Consider the following 17,182-nt stretch of genomic DNA (forward strand, 5'->3'; position numbering starts at 1 on the left):
GACCGCCGCGTCGGGGCGACTACCGTGGAGGCGTGAGCAGCACGACGACCCCGGCCCCGGCACCGCCCGCACCCGTCGGGTCCTGGCGACACCCGTCGCCCACGTGGCGGCGGCGGGTCCTGGTGGCGAACCTCGCCGCCCAGGTGCTCATCGTGGGCACCGGTGGCGCGGTCCGGCTCACCGGGTCCGGGCTCGGCTGCTCGACGTGGCCGCAGTGCGAGCCGGGCGAGTTCACGCCGGTCATGCACGAGGCCGCGACCTTCCACCCGTTCGTCGAGTTCGGCAACCGCACGCTCACCGGGGTCCTCGCGGTGCTCGCGCTGGCGGCCGCGTGGGTCGTCTGGCAGCGCACGGACCGCTCGCGCGCGTTCCGCTGGCTCGGGCTCACCCCTCTGCTCGGCGTCGCCGTGCAGGCCGTGGTCGGCGGGATCACGGTGCTCGTCGACCTGCACCCCGGCGTCGTCGCGGTGCACTTCCTCATCTCCATGGCACTCGTCGCGGCGTCGACGGTGCTGCTCGTGCGGGACCGCGAGGGCGACGGCCCGCCCGTGCCCACGGTGGGTGACGCCGCGCGCCGCGTCGGACGCGCGCTCGGCCCGCTGCTCGCCGTCGTGCTCGTGCTCGGCGTCGTGACGACCGGGGCCGGGCCGCACTCGGGCGACGAGGAGGTCGCCTACCGGTTCGCGCTCGACCCCGTCGCGGTCGCCCGCGCGCACTCGGCCTCGGTGTGGCTCTACGTCGCCGCGGTGGTCGCCGTGGTCGTGCTGACGCGCCGGGGGTCCGGGGCCGTCGCGTCGGCGGCCACGGCGGACGCCCGGCGGGCGGCGGTGGTCCTGCTCCTGGTGGCGCTCGCGCAGGGCCTCGTCGGGTACGTCCAGTACCTCACCGGGCTCCCGGCGGTGCTCGTCGGGGTCCACATGGTCCTGGCGAGCCTGCTCGTGGTCGCGCAGGTGCGCCAGGCGGTCGCGCAGCGCACACGCGCCTGACCTCCCCGGTCGCCGCGGGAAGCCGGACGCTGATCGTCCGGGTGCGCCGCTAGCGTCGGGCAGCACGGGGCCGAGGGGCCCCGACGACGTGGAGGCGACCATGACCGAGCACACCGACACCGCCGAGTTCCGCGACGCCGTCTTCCGTCGCGCCGACCTCAGCGGTGCCCGGTTCCGCGACTGCAACCTCGCGGGCGTCCGGATCGCGAGCTCGTGGGTCGAGGACCTGAGGATCACCGGGTTCGACGGGGGCGTCGCCTCGGTCGTCGTGGACGACGTCGACGTCACCGCCTACGTCCGGGCCGAGCTCGACCGTCGCCACCCCGAGCGCGTCGTCGTGCGCACGGCGCGCACGGCGGACGAGCTGCGGGCGGCGTGGGACGAGGTGGAGCGGCTGTGGGACGCGACGGTCACGCACGTCGCGACGCTGCCCGAGCCCGTGCTGCACGAGCGCGTCGACGACGAGTGGTCGTTCGTCGAGACCGTGCGGCACCTCGTCTTCGCGGTCGACTCCTGGCTCGGCCGGATGATCCTCGGCGAGGCCGCGCCGAACGACCCGATCGGCCTGCCGCCGACCGACTTCGGCGCCGCCGCGTGGGCGGGCCTCGGTCTCGACCCGGGTGCGAGACCCACGGCGGCGCAGGCGCTCGCGACGCACGCCGGCCGTCGGGAGCGGGTCCGTGCCACGCTCCGCGACCTGCACGACGACGTCCTGGACGAGCCCCGCCGCGCGGTGCTCGACCCACCCGACGGTGTCGAGGAGCGCACGGTCCGGGAGTGCGTGACGACCATGCTGCGCGAGCACGTCGAGCACCGGCGGTTCGCCGTGCGCGACCTCGCCGCGATCGCGGCGCGCGCCACGGAAAGCTGACGACGCGCGCACCGGACGCCTCACCCCGGGGGCCCGACGACGGACCGCGGCGCAGGGCAGGCCCGCGCCGCGCGTCAGCGCCCGGCCGGCTCCGCGTCCGCGGGCCGCAGGCCGCGCCAGCCGTCGGCGCGCGCCACCGCGGCGGCGAGCACGCCGTTGACCGTGGACGGGTTCCGCAGCGCGCCCGCCTGGACCGCGGCGACGGCCTCGTCGAGCGGGACCCAGCGGAGCTCCATGTCGCGCTCCTCGCCCTCGCGGACGTGCCGCTCGGCCTCGGGCACCTCGCGCAGGTCCCGGGCGAGGAACACCCGGATCGCCTCGTCGCTGCCGCCCGGGGACGTGAGGTAGTCGAGCAGCACCCACCACTGGCCCGCGACGAGGTCGGCCTCCTCCGCGAGCTCGCGTGCGGCGGCGTCGCGCAGGTCCTCCCCCGGGACGTCGAGCAGCCCGGCGGGGGGCTCCCACAGCGCGCTGCGCACCGGGTGCCGGTACTGGCGCAGGAGCAGCACGCGGTCGTCGTCGTCGAGCGCGATGACCGCGACCGCGCCCGGGTGCCGGACGAACTCGCGACGGACCGTCCCCGCCTCGCCGAGGTCGACGGCCTCGCGCACGACGTCCCAGACCATGCCGTCGTGCAGCAGCTCCGACCCCAGGAGCGGACGGTCGACCCGTGCGTCCGCGAGCGGCGCGCCCTCGCCCGGACCCGTCACCGGCCGTCGGCGCGGCGCTCGAGCGCGGCCTGCACGAGCCCCGCGAACAGCGGGTGCGCGCGCGTGGGCCGCGACTGGAACTCCGGGTGCGCCTGGGTCGCGACGTAGTACGGGTGCACCTCGCTCGGGAGCTCGACGAACTCGACGAGCGAGGAGTCCGGCGAGACGCCCGAGATCACGAGGCCCGCCTCCTCGAGCGGCGCGCGGTAGGCGTTGTTGACCTCGTAGCGGTGGCGGTGCCGCTCCTCGACCCGGTCGGTGCCGTAGGCCTTGGCGACGACGGACCCCGGCGTGAGCACGGCCTCGTAGGACCCGAGGCGCATCGTGCCGCCCATGTCCCCCTCGCCCTCGACGATCGCGAGCTGCTCGGCCATCGTCGCGACGACCGGGTGCTCCGTCCCGGGGTCGAACTCGGACGACGACGCGTCCGCGAGGCCCAGCACGCTCCGGGCGTACTCGATGACCATGACCTGCAGCCCGAGGCAGATGCCGAGCGTCGGGACGCCGTGCGTCCGCGCCCAGGTCAGCGCACCGACCTTGCCCTCGATGCCGCGGACGCCGAAGCCGCCGGGCACGAGGACGGCGTCGACGCCCGCGAGCGAGCGCTCGGCACCCTCGGGGGTCGCGCAGTCGTCGGACGGGACCCAGCGCACGTCGACCTTCGCGTCGTTCGCGAAGCCGCCCGCGCGCAGCGCCTCGGTCACGGAGAGGTAGGCGTCGGGCAGGTCGATGTACTTCCCGACCATCGCGATCTCGACCGTCGTGCTCGGCTGGTGCACGGCGTGCGTGACGCGCTCCCAGCTCGCCCAGTCGACGTCGCGGAAGGGCAGGTCGAGACGGCGGACGACGTAGGCGTCGAGCCCCTCGCCGTGCAGCACGCGCGGGATGTCGTAGATGCTCGGCGCGTCGGCTGCGGTGACCACCGCCTCGGCGTCGACGTCGCAGAACAGCGCGATCTTGCGCTTGGTCGACTCGGGCACCGCCCGGTCGGCGCGCAGCACGAGCGCGTCGGGCTGGATGCCGATCGAGCGCAGGGCCGCGACGGAGTGCTGGGTCGGCTTCGTCTTGAGCTCGCCGCTGGGGCCGATGTACGGCACGAGCGAGACGTGCAGGAAGAAGACGTTGTCCCGGCCCAGGTCGTGGCGGACCTGGCGGGCCGACTCGAGGAACGGCAGCGACTCGATGTCGCCGACCGTGCCGCCGATCTCGGTGATGATGACGTCGACCTCGGGGCCGGCCTGGGCGCGCATGCGCGCCTTGATCTCGTCGGTGATGTGTGGGATCACCTGCACGGTGTCACCGAGGTACTCCCCGCGCCGCTCCTTGGCGATGACGGACGAGTAGATCTGCCCCGTCGTCACGTTCGCCTGCGCGGTGAGCGGTACGTCGAGGAACCGCTCGTAGTGACCGATGTCGAGGTCGGTCTCGGCGCCGTCCTGCGTGACGAACACCTCGCCGTGCTGGAAGGGGTTCATCGTGCCGGGGTCGACGTTGAGGTACGGGTCGAGCTTCTGCATCGTGACCCGCAGGCCCCGGGAGCGGAGGAGTCGGCCCAGGCTCGAGGCCGTCAGGCCCTTGCCGAGAGAGGAGGCGACGCCTCCGGTGACGAAGATGTGCCGGGTCGTGTTGTCCGACCGCCCGGAGAGTCGATTCGCGCGCTCTGCCACGGGCTTCCACTCTACCCGACGTCGGGGTCCCGGCTGCCGCGACCCGGCCGCGTGCCGCGCGCCGCGTCCCGCCAGACCCGCTCGAGCTGGTCGAGCGTGTCGTCCGCGGTGGGGAGCGTCGCGGCGCGGGCGAGGGCCGCGCGACCGAGCGCGGCACGGCGTGCCGGGTCGTCGAGCAGGCCGCGGACCGCCGCGCCGATCGCCGCGGCGTCGGGCGGCACGAGCTCGGCCGCGTCGCCCGTGACCTCGCGCGTGCCGCCCACGTCGGTCGCCACCACGGCGGCGCCCGCGGCGAGCGCCTCCTGGACGCCCAGCGGCTGGCCCTCCCAGCGCGCGGCGCTGACGACGACGTCGGCCGCGGCGAGGAGGTCCGCGACGTCGGCCCGGCGACCGAGGAGCCGCACGGGCAGGCGCTCGGCCGCGATCCGGCCGGCGAGACCGTCCTCGAGCGGGCCGTCGCCGGCGACCGCCCACAGCGCGCCCCCTCCGCCGGGGTGGTCGGCGCCGAGCAGGGCCGCGGCGTCGCACAGGAGGTCGAGGCCCTTCTGCGGCGCGAGGCGAGCGACCGTGAGCACGAGCGCGACGCCGTCCGGCACGCCGAGCGCGGCGCGCACCTCGGCGGCCGACGTCGCCGCCGGGCGGTGCGGCGGGGCCGGGACGAGCGCCCGCTCGGTGCGCCGCGCGCCCCGTCCCCGGGCACGATCGACGAGGTCCCCCGACACCCCGAGCACCGTGTGCGCGCCCCGCGCGACGACGACCTCGAGCGCGGCGGCGACCGCGCGGATCGCCGGACCACCCACGGGCAGGTTGTGCAGCGTGACGACGACCTCCGGGCCCCCGCGCAGCCCGCGCGCCGCGAGCACCGCCAGCGCCCCGGCCCGCAGGCCGTGCGCGTGCACGACGTCGGCGGACGCGGCCAGCGCGCGCAGCCGGCGCAGCGCGACGACGTCGCCCGGCCCTGGCCGGTCGGTGATCTCGACGGGGACGTACGGCACGTGGTCGCGACCCACCTGCCCCGCGAGCGCGGCCGGGCCGGCCACGGCGACGCGCGTGCCGCGCCCGGCCGCGCCGCTCGCGACCTCCGCCACGTGCCGGGCGACGCCGCCCGCGCTCGAGCCGAGCACCTGCAGCACGCGGGGGCCTGGGGGCGTGGGGTCAGCCATGGGTCTCGTCTCCCTCGGTGACGGTCGGGCGTTCGGCGCCGACGGCGGCGGCGACGGGGCGGCCGGGGCGGCCGTGCCACCCCGCCGGCGCAGGGCCGCGACGGTGCCGCGGTCGAGCGCGAGCGCGGCGAGCGCGAGCGCGAGGACGGCGACGACCCCGCCGGCGACCCCACCCAGCAGCGCGACGCCGACGGACTCCCCGGTCGCCAGCACGGCGTCGGCCGCGACGCGCCCGAGCACCCCACCGACCGCCGCGCCGAGCCCGGCGACGGCGACCGTGCGACCGGTGCCGGCGCCGGCGCCGGGCCCGGCGGCGCGCACGGTGAGGACCAGGAGCACCACGCCGGCGACGGTCATGCCGGCCGTGCTGCCCACCGCGAGGCCCGCGAGGGTCGCGGCGCCGTCGCCCCCGTCGGGGGCCAGCACGAGCACCGCGAGCACGGACGCCCCGGCGACGGTGAGCCAGCCCGCCGCGACACCCGTGACCGACGCGCGGCCGCGCTCGAGCGCGAACAGGACGCGCGAGAGGTGGAAGAGGAGGGCGAACCCCACGAGGCCGGGTGCGAGCAGGGTGAGGGTCGGTCCCATCGCGGCGATGGCGTCGGCGTCGTCGCTCGCGTCCGTCGCGATGAAGACGCGCGCCACCGCGGGCGCCGCGGCGGCGAGGGCCGCCGCGCCGAGCGCACCGACGAGCACGACGGCGCGGGTGCTGCCCGCGACGAGCCGGCGCGTCGCCGCGCCGTCGCCGCGGGCGTGGTGCTCGGCGATGCGCGGGAAGGTGGCGGTCGCGAGCGGCACCGCGAGCACCGCGTAGGGCAGCAGGTACACCGCCTGCGCGTACTGGAAGAGGTTGAACGTGCCGAGGTCCGCGTCGCCGCGGTCGTTGGCGAGACGGATCGTGGCGAGCACGGCGAGCTGCTGCGCGACGAGGCCCCCGACGCCCGACAGCGCCAGGTGGCGCGCGCGCCGCGCGACGCCCTCGGGGAAGCGCAGGGTCGGCCGCAGGCGGACGCCCGAGCGCAGGACGGGCACGAGGAGGGGCAGGCTCATCGCGGCGACCCCCGCCGTCGTGCCCCAGCCGAGCCACGCGACGGCGACGTCGGGCAGCGCGGACGGGTCCTGGACGGCCTGGACCGCGAGGCTGCGGAACACGAGGTAGGACGTGATGACGACGACGCTCGAGGCGAGCGGCGCGGCGGCCGGCCACGCGAACCGGCGCTGCGCCTGGAGCACGCCCGTGAGCACGATGCCGACGCCGTAGAGGACGACCTGCGGCGCGAACACCACGAGCAGGTGCGCGGCGAGGTCGACCGCGTCACCCGTGCGGTCGGTCGCGGGGATGAGCAGGCTCACGAGGGGCCGGGCGAGCAGCGCGAGCAGCGCCGCCGCGGGGACGAGCACCACGAGGGTCCAGGTGAGCATCGCCGAGGCGATCCGGTCGACCTCGCGCCGCGTCCCACGGCTCAGCGGCCCCGCGAGCAGGGGCACGACCGCGCCCGCGAGCGCTCCGCCCGCGACGACCTCGAAGAGGACGTTGGGCAGCAGGTTCGCGGTCGCGTACGCCGTGCCGGTCGCGGTCTGGCCGACGGCGTAGGACTGCGCGAGCCAGCGGCCGAAGCCGAGCGCGCGCGAGAGCACGGTGATGCCCGCGATGAGGGCGGCCGCGCCGGCGATCCCGGTCAGGGCCCGCCGCGCGGCGGGGCTCACGCGGGCGGGTCCTCGCGCCGGCCCCAGCGGTCCAGCGCCCGCAGCGCCGGCGTCCGCTCGATGACTGCCGTGAAGCTGACCCGCTCGCTCGCGAGCGTCAGCGCGACCACGCCGGCCAGCACCGCCAGCCGCGCGCGCCGCGGGAGCGCCTGCACGAGGGCGGTGCCCACGAGCGCGCCGACCGCGTTGGCGCCGCCGTCGCCGAGCATGTCGCGCTCGTCGAGGTCCGCCGGCAGGGCCGCGCCTGCCGCACCGACGACGACCGCCGCGGCCGGGGCGCCACGCGACAGGAGGACCGGTGCGGCGAGGGCAGCGCCGGCCTTGAGCGCGCGACCGGGCCGCAGGTCGAGGAGGTTGACGAGGTTGGCCGTGCCGGCGACCAGCGCGCCCGCACCGAGCACGTCGGCGAGGTGGGCGGGACGGCTCGTCCCGGGGGCCCGGTGCAGCGCGAGCGCCGCGGCGACGACGCCCGTCGCGCCGATGCCGAGCACCTTGAGCCCGCCCGTGGTGAGCTCACCGTGGGCGAGGGCGCCGAGGTGGCCGCGCAGGCCCTTGCGGGTGCGGCCCACGTCCTCCGACAGGTCGTCGACGAGCCCGAAGACGGCGCCGCCGGTCGCCGCGAGCGCGCCCGCGAGCGCGGCCCGGCCACCGGCGCCGCGGGTCGCCAGGGCTCCCGCGACGAGCCCGGCCCCGACGGCGGGACCCTCGAGCAGGCTGATGGGTGCCCCGCGGTGGTTCGTCCGGGTCCAGCGCGGGTGCTCCCCGCCGACGACGCCCGCGAGGACGGCGCGTGCGCCGACCGTGACGGCGGCCGCCGTGACCGTGCCGCGCGCGGTCGCCGCGACGAGGCGCGCCTCGCGTGCCGCGCGGCTCATCCCTGCTCCGTCCCCGTCTCGGTGCCCGTCCCCGAGCCGGTGTCGGTGCCTGTGCCCGTGCCGTCCGTGCCGGTGAGCGCAGGGTCGACGGCGGTGCGGTCGAGCACCGGCAGGACGACGCGCTCGGGCACCGGGGCCGTCGCGCCCTCGCTCGGACCGTAGTGACCGACCGTCCCCCCGATGCGCGCGCTGAGCGCGAGCGGGACGGACACCTGACCGACGAGCGTGTGCACCGACTCGACGGTGCTGATCCGGCCCTGCGCGTCCTCGTCCTCGCGCAGCCGCTGCACGAGGCCCCCGTCGGTGAGCTCCCCGCCCGCGACGACGGCGCCGCCCGAGCGCTCCTGCGCGGCGCGCGCGATCTGCGCCGCCGACGTGAGCCTCGCGTCGGCGAGCTCCTGCGCGGCCGGCTCCTGGTCCGCGGGCGTGGCCTCGACGGCCTCCTCCGCCTCGGCCGCGCTCACCGTGGGACCGGCCAGGACGACGACCGCGTCCGCGGGCGCGGTCACGCCCCCCTCGCCGACGGTCACCAGCCCGGACTCGACGAGCAGGTCCATCACCGTGACGGCGTTGGCGGAGACCGTGCCGGGGTCGGTCGGCTCGGCGGTGGCGAGCGACTGGATGAGGGCCTCGGCCAGCTCGGTGCCCGTCCCCGCGTCCTCCGAGGGGACCGGGTCGAGCCACTGCACGAGGCTCCCGGCGATGCTCTGGCGGAACGACCGCTGCTCGGGGTCGTCCCACAGCTCGGTGACCTGGACCGTCGCGCTCACCGACGCGCCGGCGGCGCCCAGCCGCTCCGCCACCTGGTCGCGCGCCTCCGGCAGCACCTCGCCCACCTGCACGATCGCCACGCGGCGGCCCGCGAGCACGCCCTCGAGCAGGTCGGGAGCCGACGCGGCGAACGCCGCCTGGCTGTCCGCGAGCTCGGCCGACGCCTCGTCGAGCTGCGTGCGCAGCTCCTCCTTCTCGACGCGCAGCTGCTCGACCTGGCCCGTGAGCGTGTCCCCGATCGTCTCCTTCAGGGGACCGGCGCCGAGCGCGATGCCCACCGCGAGCGCGAGGAACACGGAGATGAGGGAGACGAGGTGGTAACGGAAGTCGATCACGATGAGGTCTCTCGGTCGGTGGCGGCCGGAGGCATCATGCCCCACCGCCGAACAGGCCCCGGACGGACGACCAGACGTCGTCGAACCAGGCGAAGAACAGGCCGAACATGGTCTGGCCGGCGGCGGTCGAGGCCAGGGCGACCCCCAGCGCGAGGAGCCCCGCGACGACGAGCCACGCGAGCTGCCAGTTCGAGATCCGCTGGCGGTAGAGGCGCGAGACGCCCTTGGCGTCGATGAGCTTGCTGCCCACGCGCAGGCGGGTGAGGAACGTGCTCGCCATGCCCGACCGGCCCTTGTCGAGGAACTCGACGAGCGTGGCGTGCGTGCCGACCGCGACGATGAGCTCGGCGCCCTTGTCGTCCGCGAGCAGCATCGCGACGTCCTCGCTCGTCCCCGTCGCGGGGAAGACGACGTGGCGCACGCCCAGCTTCTCGACGCGCTCGACGCCCGGCGCCCTGCCGTCGCGGTACGCGTGGACCACGACCTCCGCGCCGCACGCGAGCGCGCGGTCCGAGACGGAGTCCATGTCGCCGACGATGAGGTCGGGCTTCCAGCCCATCTCGAGCACCGCGTCCGCGCCGCCGTCCACGCCGATGAGCACCGGGCGGTACTCCTTGACGTAGTGCCGCAGCGCGACGAGGTCCTCCTTGTAGTGGTAGCCGCGCACCACGATGAGCACCTGACGGCCGTCGATGACGGTCTCGATGTCCGGGACGCCGACGCCGTCGAGCAGCAGCTCCCGCTCGCGGCGCAGGTAGTCCATCGTGTTGCCGGCGAACGCCTCGAGCTGCACCGCGAGACCCGCGCGCGCCTCCTCCATCGCGGCCGCGACCGAGGCCTCGTCCTGCACCGTGCCCTCGGCGACCACGCGGTCGCCGTCGTACACGGCGCCGTCGACGACGCGGACGTGGCGTCCCTCGGTGAGCGTGAGGACGTCCGGGCCGAGGTCGTCGACGAGCGGGATCCCCGCCGCGAGCAGGATGTCGGGCCCGAGGTTCGGGTACCGGCCCGACGTCGACCGCGCCGCGTTGAGCACGGCCGCCGGGCGGCACGCGGCGAGCGCCTCCGCCGACACGCGGTCGATGTCGAGGTGGTCGATCACGGCCACGTCGCCGGGCCGGAGGCGCTTGGTGAGGTTCTTGGTCCGGGGGTCCACCCGGACCGGCCCGTGGAGGCCGGGTTCGTCAGGCGCGGCTCGACGCTGGCGCAGGCTCAGTCTCATCGGGCCTCATCGTCCCACGACGGAGCGGTCGAGGAGCTCAGCGGCGTGCTGCCGCGCGGCGTCGGAGTCCTCCTGGCCCGAGAGCATGCGGGCGAGCTCGGCGACGCGCTCCTCGTCCTCGACGTGCCGGACGTCGGACGCGGTGACGACGTCGGCGCCGTCGGCCGCCGACTTGGTGACGACGAGGTGCCGGTCCGCGAACGCCGCGACCTGCGCGAGGTGGGTCACGACGACGACCTGAGCCTGGCGCGCGAGCTCGGCGAGGCGCCGACCGACCTCGACCGCGGCCTTGCCCCCGACGCCCGCGTCGACCTCGTCGAAGACGAACGTCGGGGGCCGCGCGGCGCCCGAGCCGGGGGCCGTGGCGAGCGCGACCTCGATCGCGAGCATGACGCGGGACAGCTCACCGCCGGAGGCGCCCTGGCCGAGCGGGCGGGCGGGTGCGCCGGCGTGCGCCACGAGGAGCATCTCGACGTCCTCCGCGCCCCACGGCCCCGGCTCGGGCAGCGTGCGGAGCGCGACCTCGAGCGTCGCCGACGCCATCGCGAGACCGGCGAGCTCGGCGGTCACCGCCTCCCCCAGACGTCGCGCGGCGTCCGTGCGCGCGGCGGTCAGCGACGTGGCGAGCGCGGCGAGCCGGCCGTCGAGCTCCGCGAGCCGGTCGCGCAGCGCGGAGGTGCGGTCCTGGGTCCCGTCGAGCTCGAGCAGGCGCAGCCCCGCCTCCTGCGCCCAGGCGAGGACGTCGTCGACTGTGCCACCGTGCGTGCGCGCGAGCGTCGTCAGCTCGGCGCGCCGCCGGTGCACCTCCTCGAGCCTCGCCGGGTCGGCCTGGAGGCCGTCGACGTGGCCCACGAGCTCGGCCGCGACGTCGTCGAGCAGGTAGCGCGCCTCGGCGAGGCGCTCGGCGAGGCCGGCGAGCACGGCGTCGTGCGGGGCGACGGCCTCGAGGCTCCGGCGCGCGGTCTCGACGGCCGCCGAGGCCCCGGGCGCGCCGTCGTCGTCGCCGCTGAGCGCGAGGTGCGCGGACGCCGCCGCCGTCCGGAGCTCCTCGACGTGACCGAGCCGTGCGGACTCGGCCGCGAGCTCGAGGTCCTCGCCCGCGACCGGCGCCACGCGCTCGACCTCCGCGAGGCCCAGCCGCAGCAGGTCCGCCTCGCGCGCGCGCTCGGCGGTGGTCGACACCATGGCGTCGAGCTCGTCGGCGGCGCGCTGACGCTCCGCCCAGGCGGCGCGGTAGTCGGCGAGGACGGCAGCGTGCTCGGGCCCGGCGAACGCGTCGAGCGCCTCGCGCTGGCGGCGGGGCGACCGGAGCCGCGCCTGGTCCTGCTGGCCGTGGACGGTGACCAGGTCCTCGGCGATCTCGGCGAGGACGCCCTGCGGCACGCTCCGGCCGCCGAGGAAGGCGCGCGAGCGGCCGGCCGCGGCGACGGTCCGCAGCGCGACGAGCGCGCCGTCGTCCTCGACGTCCGCGCCGGCCTCGCGCGCGCGCTCGGCGACGGCGGAGGTCGGGTCGACGACGAAGCTGCCCTCCGCGGTGGCCTGCCGCGCCCCGGTCCGCACGACGGCGGCGTCGGCGCGCGCGCCGAGGAGCAGGCCGAGGCCCGAGAGCACCATGGTCTTGCCGGCGCCGGTCTCGCCGGTGATGGCCGTGAGCCCGGGGCCGAGCGGGACCGTCGCGCTCCCGATCACGCCGAGGTTCTCGATCCGGATCTCCTCGATCACGCGGGCTCCTCCACCGGGCCGCCGAGGCCGCCGCGAGCGACCCCGTCGACGTCGGCCGCAGCACGGGCGGCCGACCCGTTGGGCGCGCGCCCGCGCCAGCCCGTGACGGGCAGCGCGAACCGCGACACGAGCCGGTCGGTGAACGGCGCGTGGCTCAGCCGCGCCAGGCGGACCGGGACGTCGCTGCGGCGCACCTCGACGCGCGTCCCGGCGGGCAGGTCGAGCTTGCGCCGCCCGTCGCACGTGAGGACGCCGTCGCTCGGCGAGCGCCCGAGCACCTCGACGGCCAGCACCGACCCGGGCCCGACGACGAGCGGACGGGCGAACAGCGCGTGCGCCGAGAGCGGGACGAGCAGCATCGCGTCGACGTCGGGCCACACCACGGGGCCGCCCGCCGAGAACGCGTGGGCCGTCGACCCGGTCGACGTGGCCATGACGACGCCGTCGCAGCCGAACGACGACAGCGGGCGGCCGTCGACCTCGACGACCACCTCGACCATGCGCGCCCGGTCGGACTTCTCGACGGTCGCCTCGTTGAGCGCCCAGCCCGTCACGGGCTCGGCGCCGGGACGCAGGACGCGCACCTCGACCGTGCCGCGCTCCTCGACGTCGTACTCGCCGGCGGCGATGCGCCGCACCGCCTCCTCGATGTCCTCGCGCTCGCTCTCGGCGAGGAACCCGACGTGGCCGAGGTTGACGCCCAGCAGCGGGACGTCCGAGCCGTGCGTGAGCTCGGCCGCCCGCAGGATCGTCCCGTCGCCGCCCAGGACGACGACCATCTCGAGGCCGTCGATGTCGTCGAGCTGGTCCTCGCCCACGGGCTCGAGGCCCGCAGCGCGCAGCGCGAGGACGGCCTCCTCGGCGGCGTGCACCGCCTCGGGCCGACCGCCGTGGCTGACGACCAGGACCCTGCGGCTCATGCGGTCCTCCGCGGCACGCCGTGGACGTCCTCGACGACGAGCGCGGTCGCGCCGTCCACGACGGCGCGGCGGACGGCCTCGCGCACGCGCAGCGCCACCCGCTCCGTGCCGCGCGGGGTGTCGTCGCTCCCCTGCACCGCCGCGGGACGCGTGAGCCAAAGGAAGTACTCGTGGTTCCCGTTCTCCCCGGGAAGCAGGCTCGGCACGACCGCCCGCAGCTGGGCGCCGGCCGTGCGCGCGGCGTCCGCGACCGCAGCCACGGCCTCGTGGCGCAGGTCGGGGGACGTCACGACACCGGTGCGCGCGAGGCGCTCGCGACCGACCTCGAACTGGGGCTTGACCATGACCAGGAGGTCCGCGCCCGGCGCCGCCGCGTCGACGAGCGGCCCCACCACGAGCCGCAGGGAGATGAAGGACAGGTCGGCGACCACCAGGTCCGCGGGCCGCGGCAGGTCGCCCACACGCAGGTCGCGCACGTTGACGCCCTCGCGCGACGTCACGCGAGGGTCCGCCGCCACCACGGGGTCGAGCTGACCGTGCCCGACGTCGACCGCCCACACGTGCGCGGCACCGCGCTCGAGGAGCACCTGCGTGAAGCCGCCGGTCGAGGCGCCCGCGTCGAGGCACCAGCGCCCGTGGGGGTCCGGCGCGCCGGGCACGTCGGCGAGCGCGTCGAGCGCACCCGCGAGCTTGTGCGCGGCGCGCGAGACGTAGGCGGACCCCGGCTGGTCGACGTCGAGGACGTCCGTGACCTCCACCGGGTGCGCCGCCCGCGTCACCACGGCGCCGCCGACCCGGACGTGCCCGCCGGCGACGAGCGCCGCCGCGCGCGTGCGCGACCGGACGAGCCCGCGGCGGACGAGCTCGGTGTCGAGGCGTGCTGGCGTCACGGCCCCTCCGCGAGCCGGTCGGCGAGCGCGCCGTGCACGGCCTCGAAGACCGCCACGTGCTCCCGGACGGGGCGGTCGGCCAGGCCCCCGAGCGCGGTGAGCGCCTGGTCGACGGCGTCGTCGCCCGTGCCGTCCGGCGCCTGCTCGTGCTCCACGTGACCTCCTCCGCGCGCCGCGAAACGGCCCGCACGTCCTGCCGACCTGCTCCGCCCGTGCTCTCGTCCTCCTGCCGACCTGCCCGACGCGGCGCTGGCGCCCGCCCCGACCGCGCGCTGCGCGGTCCAAGGTGCGTCGGTCACGGTGCCGCCACCCCCGGGCAGTCCCGGCGGTGAGGACCCGCGTGGCACCGAGCCCCGCGTCAGGACGGGCACGCCCGCCTCCCGACGGCGCGTGCCGCGTCCGCTCCCCACGCTACCCGGCGGCGACCGCCCGGGCCCGGAGCCCACAGGTCCGAGTCGCGCGGGGCCGCCGCCGGCTCAGCCCTGCGGTGCTGCGAGCTCCGGCACGCTCGCCGGGTCGACCGAGCCGCCCGCGTCGTGCTCCGCCCACACGGCAGCGCACGCCGCACGCGCGACGTCAAGCGCGTCGCTCGCGTCCCCGTCGCGGAGCTCGAGCCGGCCGTCCCGCACCGTCGCGGCTGCGCGGCCGCACGTCCACCAGCCGTCCCGCAGGGCGGGCGCCTCGTGGCTCGTGTGCAGGCTGCGCAGGTCCGCGCCGAGGAAGGAGGGTCGTTCGCCCGGCGCGGCGAGCACCGCGTCGCGCGCCGAGCTCACGCCCGTGAGGACGTGCAGGCCGGCGAAGCCGGCCGCGCGCGCTCCCCCGAGGTCGGTGTCGAGCCGGTCGCCGACGACGAGCGGCCGGACCGCTCCACGCCGCTCGGCCGCGAGGGCGAACATCGTCGGCTCGGGCTTGCCCGCGCTCACGGGGTCGACGCCCGTCGCCGCACGCACCACGCCGACCAGGGACCCGTTGCCGGGCGCGATGCCCCGCTCGTTCGGGAGCGTGAGGTCGAGGTTGCTCGCGACGTACCAGGCGCCACGCTGCACGGCGTAGGCAGCCTCCGCGAGCTGCGTCCACCCGACCTCGGGCGCGAACCCCTGGACGACGGCGACCGGCCGGTCATCGGCCGAGGTCACGACCTCGAAGCCGGCGGCGCGCACCGCGGTCACGAGCCCCGCCCCGCCGACGACGAGCACCCGGTCCCCGGGCGAGAGCCTGCCCGCGAGCACGGCCGCGGCGGCCTGCGCGGCCGTCATGACCTCGTCCGGACGTGCCGGGATCCCGAGCCCGGTGAGCTGGTCCGCGACCGTCTCCGGTTCGCGCGACGCGTTGTTGGTCACGAAGACGAGGCCCATCCCGGCGTCGCGGGCGGCGCCGAGGCTCTCGGCGGCGTGCGGGATCGGCTCCGGACCCCGGTAGGCGACCCCGTCGAGGTCCACGAGCGCGACGTCGTACTCGCTCGCCAGAGTGCGAGCGCAGGAGAGCAGCGTCACCGGTCGCCCTCCTGGTCCTCGCCCGCGGCTCCGACACGCTCGGCCCCGCCACCACCGTCGGCCCGCTCGTCCCCGTGCGCACCCGCGGCGGCCACCGCGACTCCTGCTCCCGCGGCGTCGCCGGCGCCCTCGTCGCTCCCGACCCCGGCGTTCCCAACCCCGGCGTTCCCGACCCCGGCGTTCCCAACCCCGGCGTTCCGGACCCCGGCGTTCCCGACCGCGGCGCTCCCGGCCTCGGCGTCCTCGTGGAGGTCGTAGACGACGACCTCGTCGTCCTCGTCCCCCAGGTCGGGCAACGTCGCCAGGAGGGCGTCGGCCTCGTCCTCACGCCCGGCGGCCCGCAGCGCATCGGCACGCGCACGGGCGACGCGCTCGGCCGGCTCGCCGACCGCCGCCTGGACCACGGGCGCACCGAGCGCCGCCAGCGCAGCGTCGGGGTCGCCGAGGTCCAGCCGAGCCCCGGCGACGACGATCGCGAGCTCCACCTTGAGGTCGTCGGGCAGGGCCCGCGCGGCGTCCTCCTGGGACAGCGCGATCGCCCGCTCGGGACGGCCGAGCCCGCGCTCGCAGTCCGCGAGGAGAGGCAGGTGCTCGTCGGACCCGTTGAGCCGCCGCACCGTGCGCAGCTCCCGCAGCGCCTCGGCGTAGCGCCCGGTCCGGTACGCCGTGATGCCCGCGGCCTCGCGCACGACGTCGACCCGCCCCGCGCGACGCACCGCCGCCTGGGCGTGCTCGTACGCCAGCTCGGGCTCGGTGTCGAGCAGGCGGCCGGCCATCACGAGGTGGCGCGCGACGCCGTCGGCGTTGTCCTTGCTGAGCGTCCGGAGGCGACCCCGCGCCGCACGGTCCAGGTCGGCCGCGACGACGTCGTCCGGGAGGGGCGGGGGCACCGGGCCTCGCCCGCCCTCCGTCCCGGCGCGGATCACGCCTCGCGAGCTCGGGCTCTCGACACCCCGCGGCGCCCCGGCCCGGTCCGGCCGACCCCCGCGAACGGCACGCGTGCCGCCGCGCGGCCCACCGGAACCCGGCGAGGTCGGTCGCCGCGGACCACCGTCACGGTCACCCGTCGCACCGCGCTCGGGACGCGAGCCACGCCCGGCGACGCCGTCGCGCGCGCCTCGTGCACGCTCGGCGGCACCGCCCGCACGATCTGCGCCCCCGCCGCCTCCTGCACCCGTGGCACGGTGGGCACCCGACCCCCTGTGGTCACCGGTGCGCGCACCCGCGTCGCGGCCCCCGGCGTCGTACCGCGGCCCCGCCGCACGGCGCCCGTCGGACGTACCGCGGGACCCCGGCGCACCGCCGCGCTCACCACCACCACCACCCGACGTCCACGACGACCTGCCGCCGCCGCCCCCACCACGGCCACCCGCGGCCCGGTCCCCTGACGACGACCGGGAAGCCGCTCCACGCTCGGGGCGCGATCCTGGCGCTCGTCCGCCCGCCGCAGAACCCCGCACCGGGCGGTCCTCGGGCGATGCGCTACCCGTGCTGTCCTGTGACACCGACGGCACGTCCTCTCTTCTCGACTGATCTCATGGTCTCACGCAGCGCGGTCGCGCCTTCCGCCGCGCGACGCCGGCCTCGCTCGACACGATCCGGACGAGCCGAGCGACGGCCCACGCGCAGAGCCGGTCCACGCGCAGAGCCTCTCCAGGCGCAGCGTCGGTCCGGACGCGGCGCCGGTCGACAGGCTGCTCATCGCCGGAAATGCGCGCGGGATCGTGCCTGGAATGCACGAAGGCCGCCCCCGTTTCCGGGGGCGGCCTTGTGAAGGAATGTTCGGCGGCGACCTACTCTCCCACACAGTCTCCCGTGCAGTACCATCGGCGCAGAGGGGCTTAGCTTCC

At 77.1% G+C, this 17,182-nt stretch carries 14 protein-coding genes and 1 rRNA gene; 2 read left to right on the forward strand and 13 right to left on the reverse strand.

Going from position 1 to position 17,182, the window contains the following annotated elements; all coding sequences use genetic code 11:
• Window positions 1-32 precede the first annotated feature (32 nt).
• Both JIG38_RS02365 and JIG38_RS02370 read left to right on the forward strand, forming a co-directional pair.
• Entirely contained in the window at window positions 33-986 is a 954-nt protein-coding gene (locus tag JIG38_RS02365) for a COX15/CtaA family protein (RefSeq protein ID WP_199421848.1), read from the forward strand.
• A 100-nt stretch (window positions 987-1,086) separates the two neighbouring features.
• On the forward strand, window positions 1,087-1,857 hold the full coding sequence (locus tag JIG38_RS02370) for a DinB family protein (protein WP_199421849.1): 771 nt from the start codon (window positions 1,087-1,089) through the stop codon (window positions 1,855-1,857).
• 74 nt (window positions 1,858-1,931) lie between these two features.
• On the opposite strand, the gene JIG38_RS02375 is transcribed toward JIG38_RS02370, so the two are convergent.
• The 13 genes from JIG38_RS02375 to rrf form a co-directional block, all read right to left on the reverse strand.
• A complete protein-coding gene (locus tag JIG38_RS02375; RefSeq protein WP_307844478.1) occupies window positions 1,932-2,567 on the reverse strand; it encodes an NUDIX domain-containing protein in 636 nt (211 codons plus the stop codon).
• Window positions 2,564-4,234 (reverse strand): CTP synthase, encoded by a 1,671-nt coding sequence (pyrG, locus tag JIG38_RS02380; protein WP_199421850.1) that lies wholly within the window; start codon window positions 4,232-4,234, stop codon window positions 2,564-2,566. Before pyrG ends, JIG38_RS02375 begins: the two co-directional genes overlap by 4 nt.
• Before the next feature lie 11 nt (window positions 4,235-4,245).
• Window positions 4,246-7,104 (reverse strand): lipid II flippase MurJ, encoded by a 2,859-nt coding sequence (locus JIG38_RS02385; protein WP_199421851.1) that lies wholly within the window; start codon window positions 7,102-7,104, stop codon window positions 4,246-4,248.
• Entirely contained in the window at window positions 7,101-7,979 is an 879-nt protein-coding gene (locus tag JIG38_RS02390; protein ID WP_199421852.1) for a hypothetical protein, read from the reverse strand. Before JIG38_RS02390 ends, JIG38_RS02385 begins: the two co-directional genes overlap by 4 nt.
• On the reverse strand, window positions 7,976-9,085 hold the full coding sequence (locus JIG38_RS02395; protein WP_199421853.1) for a copper transporter: 1,110 nt from the start codon (window positions 9,083-9,085) through the stop codon (window positions 7,976-7,978). The genes JIG38_RS02390 and JIG38_RS02395 overlap by 4 nt, the downstream gene beginning before the upstream one ends.
• Before the next feature lie 34 nt (window positions 9,086-9,119).
• Window positions 9,120-10,307, reverse strand: coding sequence for a putative cytokinetic ring protein SteA (steA, locus tag JIG38_RS02400; protein ID WP_199421854.1), 1,188 nt, complete (start codon window positions 10,305-10,307; stop codon window positions 9,120-9,122).
• Between the two features lie 6 nt (window positions 10,308-10,313).
• A complete protein-coding gene (gene recN, locus JIG38_RS02405; RefSeq protein WP_199421855.1) occupies window positions 10,314-12,029 on the reverse strand; it encodes a DNA repair protein RecN in 1,716 nt (571 codons plus the stop codon).
• Window positions 12,026-12,949 (reverse strand): NAD kinase, encoded by a 924-nt coding sequence (locus tag JIG38_RS02410; RefSeq protein WP_199421856.1) that lies wholly within the window; start codon window positions 12,947-12,949, stop codon window positions 12,026-12,028. The genes recN and JIG38_RS02410 overlap by 4 nt, the downstream gene beginning before the upstream one ends.
• A complete protein-coding gene (locus JIG38_RS02415) occupies window positions 12,946-13,839 on the reverse strand; it encodes a TlyA family RNA methyltransferase (RefSeq protein WP_199421857.1) in 894 nt (297 codons plus the stop codon). The genes JIG38_RS02410 and JIG38_RS02415 overlap by 4 nt, the downstream gene beginning before the upstream one ends.
• Window positions 13,836-13,994, reverse strand: coding sequence for a hypothetical protein (locus JIG38_RS02420; protein ID WP_199421858.1), 159 nt, complete (start codon window positions 13,992-13,994; stop codon window positions 13,836-13,838). The genes JIG38_RS02415 and JIG38_RS02420 overlap by 4 nt, the downstream gene beginning before the upstream one ends.
• Before the next feature lie 321 nt (window positions 13,995-14,315).
• Window positions 14,316-15,332, reverse strand: a complete 1,017-nt coding sequence (locus JIG38_RS02425) for an HAD-IIA family hydrolase (protein WP_199421859.1) — start codon at window positions 15,330-15,332, stop codon at window positions 14,316-14,318.
• A complete protein-coding gene (locus JIG38_RS20590) occupies window positions 15,329-16,222 on the reverse strand; it encodes a tetratricopeptide repeat protein (protein WP_199421860.1) in 894 nt (297 codons plus the stop codon). The genes JIG38_RS02425 and JIG38_RS20590 overlap by 4 nt, the downstream gene beginning before the upstream one ends.
• An 890-nt stretch (window positions 16,223-17,112) precedes the next feature.
• A 5S ribosomal RNA gene (gene rrf, locus JIG38_RS21265) occupies window positions 17,113-17,182 on the reverse strand; the annotation flags it as partial.

The organism is Actinotalea solisilvae (assembly GCF_016464425.1).
Classification (GTDB): Bacteria; Actinomycetota; Actinomycetes; order Actinomycetales; family Cellulomonadaceae; genus Actinotalea; species Actinotalea solisilvae.